Source organism: Aquicoccus porphyridii, assembly GCF_008369105.1.
Classification (GTDB): Bacteria; Pseudomonadota; Alphaproteobacteria; order Rhodobacterales; family Rhodobacteraceae; genus Aquicoccus; species Aquicoccus porphyridii.
In genome coordinates this window covers 22,955-42,107 of sequence record NZ_VINQ01000007.1, presented here as the reverse complement: position 1 = coordinate 42,107, position 19,153 = coordinate 22,955, and the positions used below count along the sequence as shown (strand labels likewise).

Annotated in this window: 21 protein-coding genes; 12 read left to right on the top strand and 9 right to left on the bottom strand. The window is 64.1% G+C overall.

Annotated elements, in window-relative coordinates; genetic code table 11:
- Positions 1-51 precede the first annotated feature (51 nt).
- The 6 genes from FLO80_RS10805 to FLO80_RS10780 form a co-directional block, all read right to left on the bottom strand.
- On the bottom strand, positions 52-1,098 hold the full coding sequence (locus FLO80_RS10805; protein WP_111368512.1) for a threonine aldolase family protein: 1,047 nt from the start codon (positions 1,096-1,098) through the stop codon (positions 52-54).
- On the bottom strand, positions 1,098-1,568 hold the full coding sequence (locus tag FLO80_RS10800; protein WP_111368514.1) for a YcgN family cysteine cluster protein: 471 nt from the start codon (positions 1,566-1,568) through the stop codon (positions 1,098-1,100). The genes FLO80_RS10805 and FLO80_RS10800 overlap by 1 nt, the downstream gene beginning before the upstream one ends.
- Positions 1,565-2,503: a bifunctional riboflavin kinase/FAD synthetase gene (locus tag FLO80_RS10795; RefSeq protein WP_111368517.1), complete on the bottom strand. Its 939-nt coding sequence runs from the start codon at positions 2,501-2,503 to the stop codon at positions 1,565-1,567. The genes FLO80_RS10800 and FLO80_RS10795 overlap by 4 nt, the downstream gene beginning before the upstream one ends.
- Before the next feature lie 75 nt (positions 2,504-2,578).
- Positions 2,579-3,022: a MaoC family dehydratase gene (locus FLO80_RS10790; protein WP_111368520.1), complete on the bottom strand. Its 444-nt coding sequence runs from the start codon at positions 3,020-3,022 to the stop codon at positions 2,579-2,581.
- 104 nt (positions 3,023-3,126) lie between these two features.
- Positions 3,127-4,002 (bottom strand): TIGR01459 family HAD-type hydrolase, encoded by an 876-nt coding sequence (locus FLO80_RS10785; protein WP_111368522.1) that lies wholly within the window; start codon positions 4,000-4,002, stop codon positions 3,127-3,129.
- Between the two features lie 213 nt (positions 4,003-4,215).
- Complete coding sequence (locus FLO80_RS10780; protein WP_111368525.1) at positions 4,216-5,136, bottom strand: manganese-dependent inorganic pyrophosphatase; 921 nt, start codon at positions 5,134-5,136, stop codon at positions 4,216-4,218.
- Between the two features lie 291 nt (positions 5,137-5,427).
- On the opposite strand from FLO80_RS10780, the gene FLO80_RS10775 reads away from it, so the two are divergent.
- From FLO80_RS10775 to FLO80_RS10755, 5 genes are all read left to right on the top strand, one after another.
- Complete coding sequence (locus FLO80_RS10775) at positions 5,428-6,084, top strand: DUF2161 domain-containing phosphodiesterase (RefSeq protein ID WP_111368527.1); 657 nt, start codon at positions 5,428-5,430, stop codon at positions 6,082-6,084.
- A gap of 437 nt (positions 6,085-6,521) precedes the next feature.
- The gene (locus FLO80_RS10770; protein ID WP_111368529.1) at positions 6,522-6,995 is read left to right on the top strand and encodes an OsmC family protein; all 474 of its coding nucleotides are present in this window, start codon (positions 6,522-6,524) and stop codon (positions 6,993-6,995) included.
- A 46-nt stretch (positions 6,996-7,041) separates the two neighbouring features.
- The gene (locus tag FLO80_RS10765; protein ID WP_111368531.1) at positions 7,042-7,854 is read left to right on the top strand and encodes a TIGR00282 family metallophosphoesterase; all 813 of its coding nucleotides are present in this window, start codon (positions 7,042-7,044) and stop codon (positions 7,852-7,854) included.
- Between the two features lie 135 nt (positions 7,855-7,989).
- On the top strand, positions 7,990-9,768 hold the full coding sequence (locus FLO80_RS10760) for an SLC13 family permease (RefSeq protein WP_111368573.1): 1,779 nt from the start codon (positions 7,990-7,992) through the stop codon (positions 9,766-9,768).
- Between the two features lie 74 nt (positions 9,769-9,842).
- Positions 9,843-10,463, top strand: coding sequence for a YdeI/OmpD-associated family protein (locus FLO80_RS10755; RefSeq protein ID WP_111368533.1), 621 nt, complete (start codon positions 9,843-9,845; stop codon positions 10,461-10,463).
- A gap of 82 nt (positions 10,464-10,545) precedes the next feature.
- Here the strand turns inward: FLO80_RS10755 and FLO80_RS10750 are convergent, their stop codons facing one another.
- A complete protein-coding gene (locus FLO80_RS10750; protein ID WP_111368534.1) occupies positions 10,546-10,842 on the bottom strand; it encodes an AzlD domain-containing protein in 297 nt (98 codons plus the stop codon).
- Positions 10,839-11,522, bottom strand: a complete 684-nt coding sequence (locus tag FLO80_RS10745; RefSeq protein WP_246156655.1) for an AzlC family ABC transporter permease — start codon at positions 11,520-11,522, stop codon at positions 10,839-10,841. The genes FLO80_RS10750 and FLO80_RS10745 overlap by 4 nt, the downstream gene beginning before the upstream one ends.
- Before the next feature lie 103 nt (positions 11,523-11,625).
- On the opposite strand from FLO80_RS10745, the gene FLO80_RS10740 reads away from it, so the two are divergent.
- From FLO80_RS10740 to msrA, 4 genes are all read left to right on the top strand, one after another.
- A complete protein-coding gene (locus tag FLO80_RS10740) occupies positions 11,626-12,078 on the top strand; it encodes an Lrp/AsnC family transcriptional regulator (protein ID WP_111368535.1) in 453 nt (150 codons plus the stop codon).
- A 101-nt stretch (positions 12,079-12,179) separates the two neighbouring features.
- Positions 12,180-14,021 (top strand): dihydroxy-acid dehydratase, encoded by a 1,842-nt coding sequence (gene ilvD, locus FLO80_RS10735; protein ID WP_111368536.1) that lies wholly within the window; start codon positions 12,180-12,182, stop codon positions 14,019-14,021.
- Between the two features lie 169 nt (positions 14,022-14,190).
- Positions 14,191-14,634: a peptide-methionine (R)-S-oxide reductase MsrB gene (msrB, locus tag FLO80_RS10730; protein WP_223145483.1), complete on the top strand. Its 444-nt coding sequence runs from the start codon at positions 14,191-14,193 to the stop codon at positions 14,632-14,634.
- Positions 14,635-14,637: 3 nt separating this feature from the next.
- The gene (gene msrA / locus FLO80_RS10725) at positions 14,638-15,147 is read left to right on the top strand and encodes a peptide-methionine (S)-S-oxide reductase MsrA (protein ID WP_111368537.1); all 510 of its coding nucleotides are present in this window, start codon (positions 14,638-14,640) and stop codon (positions 15,145-15,147) included.
- 10 nt (positions 15,148-15,157) lie between these two features.
- Here msrA and FLO80_RS10720 read toward each other — a convergent pair whose 3' ends face one another.
- Positions 15,158-16,141: a LysR family transcriptional regulator gene (locus FLO80_RS10720; RefSeq protein WP_111368538.1), complete on the bottom strand. Its 984-nt coding sequence runs from the start codon at positions 16,139-16,141 to the stop codon at positions 15,158-15,160.
- A 76-nt stretch (positions 16,142-16,217) separates the two neighbouring features.
- Between FLO80_RS10720 and FLO80_RS10715 the strand changes: the two genes are divergently transcribed.
- Genes FLO80_RS10715 through FLO80_RS10705 form a run of 3 tightly spaced genes read left to right on the top strand, consistent with a single transcriptional unit; the run spans position 16,218 to position 19,109 of the window.
- Positions 16,218-17,090: an ABC transporter permease gene (locus FLO80_RS10715; protein ID WP_111368539.1), complete on the top strand. Its 873-nt coding sequence runs from the start codon at positions 16,218-16,220 to the stop codon at positions 17,088-17,090.
- 13 nt (positions 17,091-17,103) lie between these two features.
- On the top strand, positions 17,104-17,889 hold the full coding sequence (locus FLO80_RS10710; protein ID WP_111368540.1) for an ABC transporter permease: 786 nt from the start codon (positions 17,104-17,106) through the stop codon (positions 17,887-17,889).
- A gap of 50 nt (positions 17,890-17,939) precedes the next feature.
- Entirely contained in the window at positions 17,940-19,109 is a 1,170-nt protein-coding gene (locus FLO80_RS10705; protein WP_246156654.1) for an ABC transporter substrate-binding protein, read from the top strand.
- Positions 19,110-19,153 lie beyond the last annotated feature (44 nt).

The window sequence follows — 19,153 nt, the reverse complement described above, 5'->3', positions numbered from 1 at the left end:
GTGCGTTTTGTCGCCTCCCCCCGGAGTATTTCGGGCAAGATGAAAGCGGGTTCAGCCCCGGGCCGCGGCGAGGAAGCGATCGATTTCGCTATCGGGCATGGACCAGTCGCAGACCAGACGGGCGGGGAGCGCCTCGTCCGGGTCGCCGCTGTCTAGGGTGTCGGACAATATGTGATAGACACCACCGGCGGCGACGAGGCGCTGATGCATGGCGCGGGGCATGTGGGTATAGATCATGTTGGCGTCGGGCGTGCCGTCGATGCGAACGCCGGGCAGGGCGCGCAGGCCGCTGGCAAGACGCGCGCAACCCGCGTTGGAGCGGCGCGCGAGGTCGAGCCAGAGATCGTCGGCGAGATAGGCCTGCATCTGCGCCGAGAGATAGCGGTGTTTCGAGAAGAGATGTCCGCCGCGCTTGCGCCGCAACTCGAACTCCCATGCCGGGGCGGGGTCGAAGAAGATCACCGCCTCGACGCCGATACAACCATTCTTGGTGCCACCGAAGGACACGGCGTCGATGCCCCGTTTCCATGTCATCTCGGCCGGGGTGCAGCCGAGCGCCACCAGCGCATTGGCAAAGCGCGCACCGTCGAGATGGGTCTTGAGCCCGTAGTCGCGCGCGGTGGCGGTGAGAGCGGCGAGATCGTCGAGCGTATAGACATGGCCGCGTTCGGTCACCTGCGTGATCGAGACAGGGCCGCGCTGGGGGCCGTGAACGCCGCGGTTGCCCTCGCCCTCGATGGCGGCGCGGAGCGCGGCGGGGGTCATCCGGTCGCTGTCGCCCACCAGTGTGAGCTTGGCCCCGCCGGTGTAGAATTCTGGTGCGTTGCATTCGTCTTCGTGGATATGCGCGACCGGCGAGCAGAAGATGGTTTGCCACGGCGCGGTGAGGCTGGCCAGGGCCAGCGCATTGGCGGTGGTACCGGTCGCGACGAGATAGACGGCGGCCTCGGGCGCCTCGAAGATCGTGCGAATCCGGTCGCGGACCTCGTCCATGATCGCATCGTCGCCATAGCCCATGGCATAGCCTTCGTTGGCGCGGGTGAGCGCGTCGAGAATGGCGGGATGAGCGGGGCCGGAATTGTCGGAGGCAAAGAACATCAGGTGGGCTCCTCGATGATATGATTTTCCCAGTCGTCCTCGTCGATGTCGAACTCGGGGACGGTGCGGTGCTGCATGGAGATACCCGCATCATGGACCGACTGCGCCGTACCGGTCAAAAGCGGGTGCCAGTCGGGCAGGGGGTCGCCCTGCCAGAGCCGTTTATAGGCGCAGGTTTCGGGCAGCCAATAGGCGTTCTTCTCGATCGTGGCAGGGTCGAGCGTGATGCATTCGGGCACGAATTGGTGGCGAGTTTCGTATTTGGCGCAGCGACAGGTCGCATCGTCGAACAGGCGGCAGGCGACTCGGGTCAGGGCGACCTCGCCGGTTTCCTCGTCCTCGAGCTTGTTAAGGCAGCATTTGCCGCAGCCGTCGCAGAGCGCTTCCCATTCGGCGCGGGTCATCCGGGCGAGCGGTGTGGTCTCCCAGAAGCGCGGGCGCAGGCCGGTGCGGTCGATCGGGTCAGTCATGGGTGGGCGAGGATGTCGCGGGCGCGGGCGCAATCGGCATCCATCTGCGCGATGAAGGCATCGAGGCTGTCGAACTTTTCCTCGGGGCGCAGGTATTCGACCAGCCCGACCGAGAGCGCGGCACCGTAGAGATCGCCTGAGAAATCGAAGAGATAGGTTTCGAGATTGGGGATCTCGCCGTTGAACATCGGGCGCACGCCGAGCGAGGCGGCGCCGCGATAGCTGCCCTGATGCGGGCCGTCGAGCACATCGACCAACACGGCATAGACGCCGAATTTCGGCGGGTGCAGCCCCTCGATCGACATGTTGGCGGTGGGATAGCCCAATTCGCGGCCGCGTTGATGGCCGGAAATCACCCGGCCCTCGATCCGGTGCCAGTGGCCGAGCATGGCGGCGGCGTCGTGGGGGCGGCCCTCGGTGAGCGCGGTGCGGATCGCGGTCGAGGAAACCTCGCCCGTGTCGCCTTCAAGCAGCTTGGCGATGGTGACGCCGAAGTCCATCTCTGCGCCGAAGGCCCTGAGATCATCGGCATTGCCCGCTCGGCCCTTGCCAAAGCAGAAGTCGGCGCCGACGACGACATGCCTTAGGCCCAGCCCGTCGCGGATGACCCGGGCGGCGAACTCCTCGGGCGTGAGCGAGGAAAGAGCGGCGTTGAAGTTGAGTTCATAGAGCCGTTCAACGCCAAGTTTTTCAAGCCGGTGCGCACGGGCAGCCGAGCCGGTGAGGCGGAAGGGCGGGGCGTCGGGGGCAAAGAATTGGCGCGGGTGCGGTTCGAAGGTGACGATGCCGAGAGGGGCGCCGATTTTCGCGCCCTGCGCGCGGGCGATATCGATTACCGATTGGTGGCCGAGATGCACACCATCGAAATTCCCGATGGCGGCCGAGGCGCCCTTGTCGGCGGGCGAGACGAATTGATGGTCACGGACGATACGCATATCGCGGGTCTAGCTGCGCGGCGGGACGGGCGCAAGCGGGGAGCGCATCTTGCGCATGATTTCAAGTGCCTGTTGTCAGTCGAACTTGGCCGAAGGGGCGAGTACGGTGGCTTCGCCCGTCAGCACTTTCTTGCCATCGACTAGGCAGCGGCAATCGAGCGTCACGCGGCGCTTGGCGTGGTCGATGCCGATCACTTCGACCTCGGCCAGCACCATGTCGCCGGGGCGCACGGGGGCGAGGAATTTGAGGCTTTGACCCATGTAGATCGTGCCGTGCCCCGGGAGTTGTTCGCCGATCACCGCCGAGATCAGCCCGGCGGTGAGCATGCCATGGGCGATACGGCCTTCGAAGATCGTGTCGCGGGCATAGTCGTCATCGAGATGGACCGGGTTTCGGTCGGTCGAGACTTGGGCGAACATCTCAATATCCTCGTCGGTCACCACCTTGCGAAGGTGGCGGGTCATGCCCATCTCGATTTCCTCGATGGTGATGGTTCCGCGTGGCAGGTTATCCAACATTCCGCCCTCCGAAGGCTTGTTTCGTGCGCAACTTTTGGCCGGTTGAGTGCCAAATTTCGGAACTTTATTACTTTGCAGGCGCAGAAACGCAACCCTTAAATCATCTAGCGCAGCTGTCCGATGGCATAATCGGGCGTGATCATTTCCTTGGACAAATACGCGTTGAGCGCATCCTCGTCGGGTTGCTGCGTGGTTTTGGTAATCTTGCGGGCAAGCCCACCGGTGATGTAGAGCGAGTCGATCTCTTCGCCCATGGCGCCCTGGATATCGGTGTGCAAACCGTCACCGATGGCAAGGATGCGGCTGTCCGAGGGTGAGGGGCCCAGTTCCGCCAGGCGGCGGCGGGCAAGGTCATAGATCGGCGGATGCGGTTTGCCGAAATAGAGGCTTTCCCCGCCCATTTCGGTGTAAAGCCGGGCCAGCGCCCCAGCGCACCATTCGCGGACGTCGCCGCGATCCACGACGATATCGGGATTGGCACAAAGCAGTTTCAGCCCCTTCTGCTTGGCATAGAGAAAGGCGGGGCGGTTCACATCCGGATCGGCCATGGGATCGTCGGGACCACAGCAGACGATGCCTTCAGCCTCTTGCAGGGGGACGCGCTCGATATCGACCGGGTTCTCGATCACCTGCATCGGTTCGAAAAATTCCGCGTCGCGATCCCGTTCTCCCATGAACAGCACTTTTTCGCCGACAACGCCACGGAACATCGCGGCGCGGGCGCTGTCGCCGGAGGTGGCGATCGTGTCCCATGCGTCGCGGGCGACACCGAAGATGTCGAGCTGCGCGGCGACGCCCTTGCGCGGTTTGGGCGAGTTGGTGACAAGCACCACCTTGCCGCCGCGGGCACGGTAGTCCTGCAATGCCTTGACGGCGGCGGGCAGGGCGCGCACCCCGTCATGCACGCAGCCCCAGAGATCGACGAAAAGCGCGTCATAGCCGTCGGAAACCTGGGCGAGGCTGTCGATGATACGGGTCATGCGGGCTCCTTTGAGCGGGTTGCGGCAGATATGGCAGGGGCGCGCCGGAATTTCCAGTGTTTAGCGAACCGTTGGGGTGCGAGGGGCCAGCCCCTCGCGCTCCCCGAGGTATTTTCTGCCAGATGAAGACCCGGGGGGGGGGCGRGGTTGGGGGSGGGACGTGCGAGAAGGGCGCCGGGGGTGGCGCCCTTTTTCAGATGCTTCATCAATGCCTTAGACGGCCAGATGGGGGATGATCTGTTTCTTGCGCGACATGATGCCGGGCAGAACAACCATATCGCCCTCGGGGTGCGCGCCAAAGCTTTTCTCGGCGACGGTTTTCACCAGGTCGTTGGGCACCAGCAGCGTGGCCTCTTCGTTGAGGATATCGATGACGAAGAGCAGCACCTGATCGACGCCGTCCTCTTTCGCGACCTGCGTCATGCTGTCCATCAGGCTGGCCTTACGGTCGAGCACGGCGGCGGGGGCGGTGGTTTCCAGAACCGAGACGCGGAATTTCGTGCCCGAGACCGCGTATTCCTTGGAGTCCATGCGGATCAGTTCGGCGTCCGAGAAACTGGAGACATCGGATTTCGCGGCGAACATCTCGGCGGCGTAGTCGGGGATCGAAATGCCCAGGTCGGAGGCCAGTTTCTCGGCCACTTCGCGGTCGTGATCGGTGGTGGTGGGCGAGCGGAATTCGAGCGTGTCCGAGAGGATGCAGGTCAGCGCGGCGCCTTTGACCGGGTCCGGTATCTTGTTGTAATCATTGCCGATCATGTCGATCATGATGGTCGCGGTGCAGGCCAGGGGGCGGATGGTGATGGTGATCGGGGTCTTGGTTTCCAGGCCGCCGGTCAGTTTGTGATGATCAATGATTTCAAGCACATCCGCGCCGTTGATGCCGGCGGGCAGTTCGGCGGGGTTGTTGGTATCGACCACGACGCAAGGCTGCCCCTCGTCGAGGTCGGAGATGATCGCGGGCTTGTCGAGGCCCCAGCGGGTCAGCATGAAGGCGGCTTCGGTATTGGGTTCGCCCAGGAGCACCGGTTTGGCCTCTATCCCTTTGACTTCATTGAGATACCAGGCCCAGAGGATGGGCGATCCGGTGGAATCCGTGTCGGGCGATTTATGGCCGAAAACGAGCGTGGTCATGGTGTCACTATCCTGTCTGATGCGGATCGATTGCGGGATTTCGCAGGCCTTATAGGCGCGCGTGGCGGCGATGTCACGGGGTGTGTGGACCGTTTTTGCCGCAGTGCAGCATCAAAAGGTTAACGCGGCGGGGACGCCAAAAAAGAGGGGGTGACATCCGGCTGCTGCCCGGCTGCCATCCGGCTGCCGACGGTTTCGGCCCCGGGCTGTGCGAAAAAGGGTTAACGCGCCGTCCGGTGCCGCCGCGCGACGGGGCTTTCGCCGGTCGGGGCGGGGGGCTAATCTGCGGTCATGGCGAAGCCGCGAGAAACCGATCTCTACCCGCCGATCAAGTCCTGGCTCGAAACCCTTGGCTACGTGGTCAAGGGCGAGGTCGGCGCGGCCGATGTGGTGGCGCTGCGCCCCGGCGAGGCGCCGCTGATCGTGGAGCTCAAGACCGGGTTCTCGCTGCAACTCCTGCAACAGGCGGTGGCACGGCAGGCGGTGACCGAGACGGTCTATGTCGCTGTGCCGCGCTGGGCGGGCAAGGCGGGGTGGCGCAGCTTCAAGGGCAATCTCGGGCTGTGCCGGCGGTTGGGCCTGGGGGTGCTGTCGGTCGATCTGGCGGCGGGAGTGGTGCAGGCGCATTGCGATCCGGCGCCGTTCCGGCCGCGCAAGTCGAAACCGCGCCGTGCGGCGCTCTTGAAGGAGTTCGAGGCGCGCGCGGGAGATCCCAACCCGGGCGGCATGGCGCGCGAGACCATCGTGACGGCCTATCGCCAGGGGGCGGTGAAATGCGCGGCCTACCTGGCCGGGGCGGGGCCGAGCCGGGGCGCGGACGTGGCGCGCGCGACCGGCGTGGCGCGGGCGACGACGATGATGCGCGACAACCATTACGGCTGGTTCGAGCGGGTCGACAAAGGGGTTTACCGGCTGAGCGAGAGCGGGCGGTTGGCACTCGGGGCGTGACCGTGCAGATGCGCGCCGCAAGGGSCCGCCCMCCCMCCCSGKCGCGGTTCCTGCGAAACCACGACCGCCCTTGCGCCGCGCACCTGCACGGAGTCAGGTGGCAGGCCGGTCGTCGCCGTTGCAAGTTGAGTATTTGAGCCAAGAAAGAATACCGGATTTCACTGCGTGAAACGAACGCCGCTCCGGCACCTCCTTGTGGGGCGTGACCGGGGCGGGCAAGAGCATCGGCTCTTCCTTGGGCGATCATCGGCTCTCCAGCCTGTACCGCGTTGTCACGCTTGCACGTCAACCTTAACAAATCCTGACTCGCCGTTCTTTCTTGGGAAAAATACTCACTTGCCCGGCCTGGCCGTTTGCCCCACTTTCGGGGCGACGCGCGCATGCGCGGCGCAACTGCTGGCTGGAACCATAATTTACTGGAACAAGGAAAAGCGGACATGAGCGTGGCCCATGATTTCGAGGCGAGGATCGTCTGGACCGGCAACCGGGGGGAAGGCACAGCGCATTACCGCGCCTATGAGCGCACGTGGGAGGTGCGCACACCCGGCAAGCCGCCGGTTGCCTGTTCCAACGATCCGCGGCTCGGCGGCGATCCGGGGTTGCACAATCCCGAGGATATGCTGATCGCGGCGCTTTCGGCCTGTCACATGCTTTGGTACCTGCATCTGGCCAGCGACGCGGGGATCACCGTTCTGGCCTATGACGACAGCCCGCTGGGTCATGGCGAAAGCGCGGCGTCGGGGGCGGGGCGGTTCACCGGGGCGACGCTGCGGCCGGGGATCACGGTGGCACCGGGCACCGATCTCGGCCGTGCCGATGCGATTCATCACGAGATCGGCAAGGTCTGTTTCATTGCCCGTTCGGTGGCGTTTCCGGTGGCCCACAAGGCGCGATACGTGATCGGCGGCTGAGGTATGGGGCTTGCCCCCTGGCGTTCTTGGTCCTAGGGGTTTTGCCATGAGATTGCTTTTTCTGGGTGATGTGATGGGCCGGTCCGGACGGGCCGCCATCAGGGAGCGGCTGCCGCGGCTGCGCGAGGACTGGGGCCTCGATTTCGTGGTGGTCAATGGCGAGAATGCGACCAATGGCGTGGGGCTTTCGGGCGAGCATGCGAAACTGTTGCTGGAGGCCGGGGCCGATTGCGTGACGCTGGGCGATCATGCCTTCGATCAGAAGGACATGCTGCAATTCATCGAGACCGAGCCGCGTGTGATCCGGCCGGTGAATTATGCCAAGACCGCGCCGGGCAAGGGTGCGCGGGTGTTCGAGGCGACGCGGGGGCGCAAGGTTCTGGTGGCGCAGGTGCTGGGGCAGGTGTTCATGAAGCGCGCCTTTGACGATCCGTTTTCGCAGATCGAGACCGTGCTCAAGGCGCACCCCCTCGGTGGGGCCGTGCAGGCGGCGATTGTCGACGTGCATTGCGAGGCGACATCCGAGAAGATGGCGATGGGGCATTGGTGTGACGGGCGCGCGAGCCTCGTGGTGGGCACGCATACGCATGTGCCGACCGGCGATGCGCAGATCCTTCCGAAGGGCACGGCCTATCAGTCGGATGCGGGGATGTGTGGCGATTACCTCAGCGTGATCGGCATGGACCCGGCCGAGCCGATGCGCCGCTTTGTCACCGGCATGGGCAAGACCCGCTTCACCCCCGCCTTGGGCGAGGCGACGCTGTCGGGGGTTTATGTCGAAAGCGACGATCGCACCGGGCGGGCCACGCGCGTCGAGATGGTGCGCCTCGGCGGGCGGTTGCTGCAATCGGCGCCTTGATGCGCGGGCGGGTTTTCGCCTTTGCGCCTGATCCGGGCGGGATTGTTCCCGGCCCGCGTCAACGATAGTGATGGTTGATGCAGAATACCCGCCCCGCATCGGCAGGGCGGCAGATCAGGCGGGGCATGGGCCATGATGCAGGTTTTCGCGTTTTCCCAGACCGGTGAGGCGATTGTCACGCTGGCCGTGGTGGTGGCGATGTTCGCGCTTTTCCTGCGCGAGAGCTATCCCACCGAGGTGGTGGCGATCGGCGGGGTCGCGGTGCTCCTGGTGCTGGGGGTGCTGCCCTATGACGGCGCGGTGCAGGTGCTGTCGAACCCCGCGCCATGGACCATTGCGGCGATGTTCATCGTGATGGGCGCGCTGGTGCGCACCGGGGCGCTCGATGCGTTCACGAGCCTTGCCGACCGGAAAGCGCGCACCAGTCCGAAACTGGCCATCGGGTTGTTGATGCTCTTTGTCGTGTTGTCGAGCGCGGTGGTGTCGAACACGCCGGTGGTCGTGGTGATGATCCCGGTATTCGTGCAATTGGCGCGGTCGCTGGGGGTTTCGGCCTCGAAACTGCTCATCCCGCTGAGTTACGCGGCGATCCTTGGGGGCACGCTGACGCTGATCGGGACATCCACCAACCTGCTGGTCGACGGGGTGGCGCGGGCGCAGGGGATGGCGCCGTTCACGATTTTCGAGATCACGCCGCTGGCGGCGATCCTGGTGGTCTGGGGGATGATCTATCTGCGGTTCATCGGGCCGCTGTTGCTGCCCGAGCGCGACAGCATGGCGACGCTGTTGTCGGATCGGTCGCGGATGAAGTTCTTTACCGAGGCGGTGATCCCGCCCGAGAGCAACCTCATTGGCCGCGAGGTGACCGGTGTGCAGCTTTTCAAGCGCGAGGGGGTGCGGTTGATCGACGTCATTCGCGGCGATGCGTCGCTGCGCCGGAACCTCGAAGGGGTGGAGTTGCAGGTCGGCGACCGGGTGGTGCTGCGCACGCGCATGGCCGAGCTTCTGAGCCTTCAGCGCAACAAGGAACTCAAGCGTGTGGACCAGGTGAGTGCGGTCGAGACCACGACGGTGGAGGTTCTGATCACGCCGGGCTGCAAGATGGTGGGGCGCAGCCTTGGCAAGTTGCGGCTGCGGCGGCGTTACGGGGTCTATCCGCTGGCGGTGCATCGCAAGAACCAGAATATCGGGCGCCAGCTTGACGACCTGGTGGTGCGGGTGGGCGATACGCTGCTTCTCGAAGGGACGCCTGAGGATATTCACCGGCTGGCCGCGGACATGGAGCTTGTCGACGTCTCGCACCCGTCGTCGCGGGCGTTCCGGCGGGGGCATGCGCCGGTGGCGGTGCTGGCGCTTTTGTCCATCGTGGGCCTGGCGGCGCTGGGGGTGGCACCGATCCTGATGCTGGCGGTGCTGGCGGTGGCGGTGGTTCTGCTCAGCCGCTGCATCGACGCGGACGAGGCGTTTTCGTTCATCGACGGGCGGCTTCTGGCGCTGATCTTTTCGATGCTGGCGATTGGCGTGGCGCTGGAAAGTTCGGGCGCGGTGAGCATGATCGTGGGCGCGGTGGCGCCGATGCTGTCGCTGTTGCCCGCGGCGCTGATGATCTGGGCGATCTATCTCATGACCAGCATTCTGACCGAGATGGTCAGCAACAACGCGGTGGCGGTGGTGATCACGCCGATTGCCATCGGCCTCGCCGAGGCGATGGGGGTCGATCCGCGGCCCTTTGTCGTGGCGGTGATGGTGGCGGCGAGCGCGGCCTTTGCCACGCCGATCGGATACCAGACCAACACGCTGGTTTACGGCCCCGGCGGATACAAGTTCACCGATTTCATGAAGGTGGGCATTCCGCTCAACCTGTCGGTGGGGCTGCTGGCAAGTGCGGTCATCCCGTTTATCTGGCCGCTTTGATCGCGTTGCGGGTTTTGATGTCCGGCGCGGTTTGGATTACAAGGGGGCAGTAAATTCAACCATAGGGCGATGTCATGATCACCGAGATCGAGGACTATTTTGCAAAAGGGTGCGGACGTTGCGAACGGTTTGCAACGCCGGATTGTTCGACCCGGAAATGGGCCGATGGCCTTGGCGATCTGCGCCGGATTTGCCTTGAAGCCGGGCTTGTCGAGACCGTGAAGTGGGGGCATCCATGCTATATGCATGCGGGCCGGAATATCGTGATCATCGGTGCATTCCGGGGCGATTTTCGCCTCAGTTTCTTCAACGCGGCACTGATGAAAGACCCCGAGGGTGTGCTTGAGACGCAGGGGCCGAACGCCCGGCATCCCGACATGATCCGCTTTGTAGACAATTCGCAGGTGGCAAAGCGCGCACCGGTCATCCAGTCCTATTTGCAAGAAGCGATGGGCTATGCCGAGGCGGGCATAAAGCCGCCGAAAGAGGAAAGCAAAATCGAACTGCCGGTCGAGCTGGTGGATGCGCTGGATGCCGATCCGGAACTTGCCGAGGCTTTTCACAACCTGACCCCGGGGCGGCAGAAAAGTTACGTGATCAATCTCAACTCGGCAAAGAAATCCGAGACGCGGATGTCGCGCATTGCCAAGTTTCGCGGCAAGATCCTTGCGGGAAAAGGCGCGAACGAGCGGTGAGCCGATATTGCGACGGGTCATTTTGATCCGTCAACAGGCGACCCGGGGCATGCAAGGCGGGCCCGGGGGTCGGGTGATGCGGCTACATCCCCAACCATCCCAGCCCGGCATAGGCCGCCACACCCGCGACCATCGTGACGATGACATGGTTCGTCAGGATGGCGATGCCGAGCGCCGCGCCTGCCGCGATCCATGTCACCGGCGGCTGTCCGACCAGTGACGACGCGACCAGGCTGACCACGATCAGCCCGGGCAGATCGTCGAGCACCCAGGCATGCCGGGACGCCCGGAGGCGCCCGCCCGCGATCAGCCCCGCCACGCGAATTGCGACGGCGGCCATGGCCAGAAGTCCGATCAGGGCCCAATGCGCGCCGCTCATGCGATGACAGCCTTCATGCGGCGCAGCAGCGCACGGACCGCCAGCCCGCACAACGCGCCCGTGACGATGCCATAGGCCTTGGGCAGTCCGAACGAGACGACGGCGACCGTGGCCGCTGCTGCCACAACCCAGGGCAGTGCCTGCGAGCGGCCCCGCCACAGCCCCCGGGCCATGGCGATGAAAGCCGCCGTGAAAGCGAAGCCGAGGCCGAAGCGTTCAAGATCGGGCAGCGCCGCCCCGATCACCGCCCCGGCCGTTGTCGAAACGGTCCAGACCGAGATCATCACGAAGCCCGATCCCAACAGGAACGCCGCGCCCACGTCGGGCGATTTTGCACGTTCGGCCATGGTCAGGGCCCAGTTCTCGTCACCGGTGACATGGATGGCCAGCAACTTGGCGCGCAGCGAGAGGCCGTCCAGCACATCCGAGAGCGATGCAATGATGCCGACATAGCGCAGGTTCAACGCCGCGGCCGCCAGTACCGCACCCAGCACCGTGCCGGTGGAGGCCAACTGCTCGACGGCGACGATCTGGGACGACCCGGCGTGGACGGACACGCTCATCAGGCCCACGCCCCACCAGGGGAAACCCACCTGCGCGGCGAGCAGCCCAAAGGCGAAACCGTAGACGGCGGCGCCGAAGGCGAGCGGAAGGATGGCAATGGCACCGCGTTTCATCATGTGACACACCATAGAAGGTTTTCGTGACGCGCTCTATATCATTTTTGATCGTATTATGATCTATGTGGATCATGTTTAGTCATGTATCGAGGGATAGACTGTCATGGATTCGATAGATCGGAGTTTACTCGATCAGTTGCAAAAGAACGCCAGAACCTCGATTCAGTCCCTCGCAGACGCGACCGGTATCTCGACAGCCTCGGTCCAGCGGCGAATGCGGGCGCTTCGGGAGGCCGGGGTGATCCGCAAGGAAGTGGCGATCCTCGATCCCGAACCCCTGGGCCTCGGGGTTACGGCTATTGTCGCGGTGGAGTTGGAGCGTGACCGGCTCGACCAGATCAACGCCTTCAAGCGCAAGGCGCGCGAGGATCGGCAGGTGACGCATTTCTATTGCATCGCGGGAGATGCCGACTTTGTCCTTGTCGTGATGGCGCGGGACATCGCGGATTACGAAGCGTTCACGCACCGGTTCTTCTTTGCCGACAGGAATGTCCGCAAGTTCCGGACGTCGATCGTGGTCTCGACGGAAAAGGCGACGTCGGAGCTGCCGATCTGACCGGATGGAGGGGCCAAGCGACCCGACGTCCGGGGGGTCGGGGGCTTGTCTTGGGGCAGGGGGCGTGGCTTCATGCCCGGGGAAGAGGACGGGAGCACATCATGGCGAAACTGAGATCGGCGCTGGTGACCGAGGGCAAGACGGCGGCGGCGGCGCGCTCGCTCTGGATGGCGGGCGGGGTGGAGGCGACGGATTTCGGCAAGCCGGTGATCGCGGTGGCCAATTCCTTTACCGAGTTCGTGCCCGGCCATGTGCATCTTGCCGAGGTGGGCCGGTTGGTGTGTGAGGAAATATGGGCCGCGGGGGGCATTCCGCGTGAGTTCAACACCATCGCGGTCGATGACGGGATCGCGATGGGCCATGACGGGATGCTTTATTCCCTGCCGTCGCGCGAGTTGATCGCGGACAGCATCGAATACATGGTCGAGGCGCATCGCGCCGATGCGCTGATCTGTATTTCCAACTGTGACAAGATCACGCCGGGGATGCTGATGGCGGGTTTGCGGCTCAACATCCCGGTGATCTATGTTTCGGGCGGGCCGATGGAGGCGGGGCGGCTGCCGGGGCAGGGTGAGGTCAAGCGGCTCGATCCGATCATGGCCTATGTCGCGGCGTTCGATCCCGAGCAGGGCGAGGCGGCGCAGGCGATCGAGGAAAATGCCTGTCCGACCTGCGGGTCGTGCTCGGGGATGTTCACCGCCAATTCGATGAATTGCCTGGCCGAGGCGATCGGCCTTGCGCTGCCGGGCAATGGTTCGCTTCTGGCCACGCATGCCGACCGCAAGGCGCTGTTTTCACGCGCGGCGCGGCGGGTGGTCGATCTCGCCCGGGCCTATTACGAGGGTGAAGACGCGAGCGTGTTGCCGCGCAACATCGCGACCAAGGCGGCCTTCGAGAACGCGATGAAGGTGGATATCGCGATGGGGGGCTCGACCAACACGATCCTGCACATGCTGGCCATGGCGGCCGAGGCGGGGGTCGATTTCACCATGGGCGATATCGACCGGCTTTCGCGGGAAGTGCCCTACCTGTGCAAGGTCTCGCCCGCGACATTCGACTATTACATGGAGGACGTGCACCGCGCGGGCGGGATCATGGGAATCATGGGCGAATTGCAGCGTGCCGGGTTGCTGGATGACAGCGTGGGCACGGTTTCGGGGCAGAGCATGGCGGCGCAACTGGCGAAATGGGACGTGATCCAGAGCGGCGACGAGGAGGTGAGTCTTTACTATCGTGCGGCGCCGGGCGGGCGGCGCACGATCACGCCCTATGGGCAGGAGATGCGTTGGCAGGAGATGGATCTCGACCGCGCAGCGGGCTGTATCCGGTCGCTGGAGCATGCCTATTCGCGCGAGGGCGGCTTGGCCGTGCTGCGCGGCAACATCGCGGTGGATGGCTGCGTGGTCAAGACCGGGGCGGTGCCCGCACAGATGCTGCGCTGGGAAGGCGTGGCGCGGGTGTTCGACGATCAGGAGGCGGCGCTGGCGGCCATCGACGGGGGCGAGATCGCGCCCGGCACGGTGGTGGTGATCCGCTACGAGGGGCCGAAGGGCGGGCCGGGGATGCAGGAAATGCTGAAACCCACGATGAGCCTCAAGGCGCAGAAGGTGGATGATACATGCGCGCTTGTCACCGATGGGCGGTTTTCCGGTGCGACGGCGGGGCTTTCGATTGGCCATGTTTCGCCCGAGGCGGCGGCGGGGGGCGCGATCGGCCTTGTGCGCGACGGCGACCGGATCGCCGTGGATATCCCGGGGCGCAGCCTGTCCCTGTTGGTGGATGAGACGGAACTGGCCGCGCGACGCGCGGAGATGGAGGCGCGGCCCGAGGGGATGCGCTGGACCCCCGCTGCACCGAGGTCACGGGTGATCGGGGCGGCGCTGCGGGTCTATGCCGCCTTTGCCGAGAGTGCCGACAAGGGCGGGTTCCGCAGGGTGCCGTGAGGTTTGGGCGCGCTTTCGGCGAAGTGCAGCCGGCGCGGATCGAATTTCGAGTATTTCGGGCAAGATGAAGGGTGGGGGCAGGGCGTGGCGGCGATCACGTTCGGTCACGAGGGGCTTGAAGTGCCGCACCTGGGCGCCCCATCTTGGAAGCGAGCAAGTGCGAGGAAACATGATGGCCTATGAGAAGAGCAAGGACGGTTTGGCGCGGCTGACGCCGGAGCAATACCGGGTCACGCAGGAAAACGGGACCGAGCGGCCCTATACCGGCGAATATGACCGGCATTTCGCGCCGGGGCTTTATGTCGACGTGGTGTCGGGCGAGCCGCTTTTCGTCAGCGCGATGAAATACGATTCGGGGTGTGGCTGGCCGGCCTTCGCCAAGCCGGTGGAGGCGGGCCATATCGTCGAGTTGCAGGATGCGTCGCTTGGGATGGTGCGCACCGAAGTGCGCTCGAAACACGGGGACTCCCATCTGGGGCATGTGTTCCCGGACGGGCCGCCCGAGTTGGGGGGGCTGCGCTATTGCATCAATTCGGCGGCCTTGCGGTTCATTCCCAAGGAGCGGATGGTGGCGGAAGGCTATGGCGAATATCTTGATCAGGTGGAGGGTTGAGCGATGAGCGAGGAACGCGCGGTTCTGGCAGGCGGATGTTTCTGGGGGATGCAGGATCTGATCCGCAGGATTCCGGGGGTGTTGCGCACGCGGGTGGGCTATACCGGGGGTGACGTGCCGAATGCGACCTATCGCAATCACGGCACCCATGCCGAAGGGATCGAGGTGATCTTTGACCCCGAGGTGCTGAGCTATCGGCAGGTGCTGGAGGTGTTCTTTCAGATCCACGACCCGACCACGCCCAACCGGCAGGGCAACGATGTGGGGATGAGTTACCGCTCGGGCATCTATTACGTGGATGACGCGCAAAAGCGCGTGGCCGAGGACACCATCGCCGATGTCGAGGCGAGCGGGCTTTGGCCCGGGCCGGTGGTGACCGAGGTGAAACCGGTGGGCGATTTCTGGGAGGCCGAGCCCGAGCACCAGGATTACCTTGAGCGTATTCCGAACGGATATACCTGCCATTTTCCGCGCCCGAACTGGGTGTTGCCCCGGCGCGATGCGGCGGAGTGAGACACGCCCGTCAGACTGACGGGTAGGTGCGTTCGGCGAGCGGGCGGGTGGCGATGGCGTCTTGCAGCGCGTCGATCATCAGCTTTTCGGCGCGGTTGAACCGTTTGCGCGGGTTGGTCAGCAGGTAGATATCGACGGCGGGCGGATCGTCATAGGGCGGCAGGCGCCACAGGCGGCCCTGTTCGACATCGGATTGCGCGACATGGACGGGCAATGCACCGATGCCGAGGCCGCACAGGATCATGCGGCGCACCTCTTCGAGATGAGAAGAACGCCCGACAATGCGCTGATCCAGTTCGTATTGCCGCCGCAGGAGCGCCACGGGGCGCAGCGCATCGTTGAGATCGTCGGTTTCGAACGAGACCGCGTCGAGCCCCTTGAGTGCCTCGATGCCCAAGCCCTCCTGCCCGAAGAGCGGGTGCGCGGGGCCGCAATAGAAGCCGAAGAATTCGCGGTAGAGCCGCCCATAGTCGAGATCGGGAAGGCGCCGGTTCACAAGGCAGATGCCGAAGCTGGCGGTGCGGTCGCGCAGGGCGGCGGCCACGTTGGCCGAGGTGGCCGAGTGAATCCGGTAGGTCACGCGCGGATGGGCGCGGTAGGTCCGGCCCAGAAGATCGTCGAGCAGCGGCGTGATGACGTGGCTGGCCAGTGCGATGGTGACATGGCCGGAAATCTCGGACTGGGCCAGCGTTGTCGCCTCGCGCAGCTTGGCGATTCCGGCATGGATGTCGAGACATTCGCGATAGAGCGCGCGCCCGGCGGCAGTGAGCGCGAAATGCCCGCGCCCGCGGTCGATGAGACGGGTGCCGAATTCCTGTTCGAGCCGTTGCAGTGCGAGGCTGATCGCGGGCTGACCGCGCAGCAGGCGATGCGCGGCGCGGGTGATCGAGCCCTCTTCGACGATCACGATGAAGCTGCGCAGCAGGTTCCAGTCGAGATTGGCGGTGAAGCGGTCGGGCTGTTGCTCGGCATTGATTGGATTAATGTGCTCCATACGGATTATCAATTTGAGCAATTTTCAGCGCCATGCAACCGTTTTCTCAAAACGACTTCTGGGACAAACGGACGTAATGGCCGAGACTGCCACCCCGATCGACAAGCGACCGCTGGTGTTGCTGACACCGGCGTTCATCGCGATCACGGCGCTTGTGGTGATCCCGATGTCGTTCATCCTCGTCTATTCCTTCTACGAGAATATCGACCTTGCCGTGGACCGCGTCGCGTTTCAGTTCGGCAACTGGGAAATGCTTCTGAGCGACAATTACTATCACAGCGCGATCTGGAAGACGTTGCGCATCTCGGTCGTGGTGACGGTTCTGGCGGCGGTTCTGGGCTATCTGCCGGCCTATTTCATCGCGATGACGACATTCCGGCACAAATGGCTGCTTTTGCTGCTGCTGATCCTGCCGTTCTGGGTCAGTTTCATCATCCGCACGCTGAGCTGGATTCACATCCTGGGCAACCAGGGGGCGCTCAACGGGTTGTTCCAGTGGCTGGGCCTGAGCGATGAGCCGTTGCGGATGATGTTCAACGAGTTCTCGGTGATGGTGGGGCTGATCCATGTCTTTCTGCCTTACATGATCCTCAATATCTACGTGAGCCTCGAAGGCATCGACCGGAACCTCGAACCGGCGGCGCGCACGCTGGGGGCGACGCCGTGGCAGGCGTTTCGCGAGGTGACATTGCCGCTGTCGCTGCCCGGGTTGGCGGCGGGGAGCCTGCTGGTTTTCGTGCTGACCGGGGGGTCTTACGTGACGCCGCTGATCCTCGGGGGGCCGAGCGATTTCCTGTTCGGCAACCTGATCTATGACGCGGTGGTCACCGAACTCAACTGGCCGATGGGGGCGACGCTTTCGTTCACGCTTCTGGTGCTGCTGGGGTCGGTGGTGATCCTTTACAGCCGGTTCATGGGGCTCAACCAGTTGTCCAAGGCATTCGGGTGAGGGGGGCACGGACATGAGCGCATGGGCCTTTATCCGGTTCTACACGATCCTTGTTTACACCTTCATGTTCGCACCTATCGCGGTGGTGCTGGTGCTGGCCTTCAACAATTCGCAATTCGGCGGGTTCCCGATCGACGGGCTGAGCCTGCGGTGGTTTCATGCGCTGTTCGAGAACGAGGCGATCATGCGGGCGTTCCGCACCTCGTTCATCCTCGGGCTGATGACCGCTTTGGTCGCGACGACGATCGGGATTCTGGCGGCGCTGGCGCTGGTGCGCTATCAGTTTCGCGGCAAGGACTGGGTCACGACCTTCCTGATTTCACCGGTGCTGGTGCCCGAGACGGTGCTGGCGGTCGGCCTCCTGATATTCCTGCGCTGGCTGCACATGCCGCGCAGTTTCACCCTGTTGCTGCTGGGCCATTCGATCATCGCGCTGCCGTTTGTCGTTCTGGTGGTGCAGGCGCGGCTGGTGGGGATACGCCGCGAATACGAGGAGGCGGCGCGATCATTGGGCGCAAGCCCGGTGCAGACCTTCTTTTCCGTGACCTTTCCGCTGTTGTTGCCGGCGATCTTTGCCGGGGCGCTTTTTGCCTTCACCATATCGTTCGACAACATCACCGCGACGATTTTCTGGCGCCCGTCGGGCATGGAGACGGTGCCGACGCAGATCTTCGGGATGCTGCGCCATTCGGTCAGCCCCGAGATCAACGCGCTGGGCTTCGTGATGATCTGCATCACGGTGGGCGTGCCGCTTCTGGCGGGTGGGCTGGCGCGCTATTTCTCACGCAGGAAGATCTGACCCGAGCGACAAGAAACGACCAACGGGAAACAACCAACAAGGAGAGTATGATGACCAGGAAAATGGACAGCACAAAACGCTATGAAAAGCTGCGCGAGGCGGTGGGCAACGGCGATGTGGATCGTCGCACCTTCTTTGGCCTGCTCGGATCGGCGGGGATCACTGCCGGGCTTTCCGGCGGGATCATGACGGCGATGGCGAAACAGGCGCGTGCCGCCGGTGTCGAGCTGCATTTCGAAGGCTGGGGTGGCGTGGTTTCGGAGGCGCTGCGCAAGCATGCCTTTGATCCTTACGAGGCCGCCACCGGCAACAAGGTGATCGACGCCACCTTCGGCGGCGAGAACGAGGTTCTGACCAAGCTCAAGGCGGCGGGCAGCACCTCGGGCCACAACATCCTGCATAGTTCGGGGGTGAGCTGGTACAAGCGCTGGGTCGATAATGACTTTCACGTGGTTCTGAACGAGGACAACATTCCCAACCTCAAGAACGTGATGACCGCGATGATCGAGCCGTTCCGCGCGATCACGCCCGACGGCCTGTCGGCGGTGCCTTACGATTACGGCACCACGGGCATTGCCTATAACACCAATCATGTGAGCAAGGAAAAGGCCATGGAGCTGGGGGCCGACCTGCTGCTTGACAAGGAGCTCAAGGGCAAGATCGGCGGCTGGGGTGGCGATTGGGCCAACCGGGCATGGTATGGCGCGCTGCAATCGGGGCAAGACCCGAACGATATCCAGGACTGGGACGCGGTCTGGGACAAGGCGCGCGAGCATCGCGAACTGGTGCTGAAATACTGGGGGTCGGGTGCGGAACTGATGGACCTTCTGGCCAAGGAAGAAATCTGGGTGACCGAGGCCTGGTCGGGCCGGGTTGCCGCGCTTCAGGCGCAGGGGCATCCGATTGCCTATATGGATCCGCCCAACGGGCTGGCATGGATGGAGTCGATGTTCGTCCTCAAGGGCTCGCCCCTTGCCGAGGCCGAGGAGCTGTTGAATTTCATGCTCGATCCCGAAACGGCGATCGCGGTGGCGGTGGGGCAGAAATACCCCTCGTCGCTTGACCCGACCAAGGTCGAGATGCCCGAGGAGGTGCAGAACCTGCCGGCGTTCGACCCGACCGGCAAGCTCGAGGCGCTGGTGTTCCGCAACCCGGAGACATGGAACCCGCACGAGAAGAAGCAGGGTGCGATGTGGAACCGGGTTCAGAAGGGCGGCTGATCCCCGCATGATGACCGGGCCGGGCCGCGCGAGGGTTTGCGCGG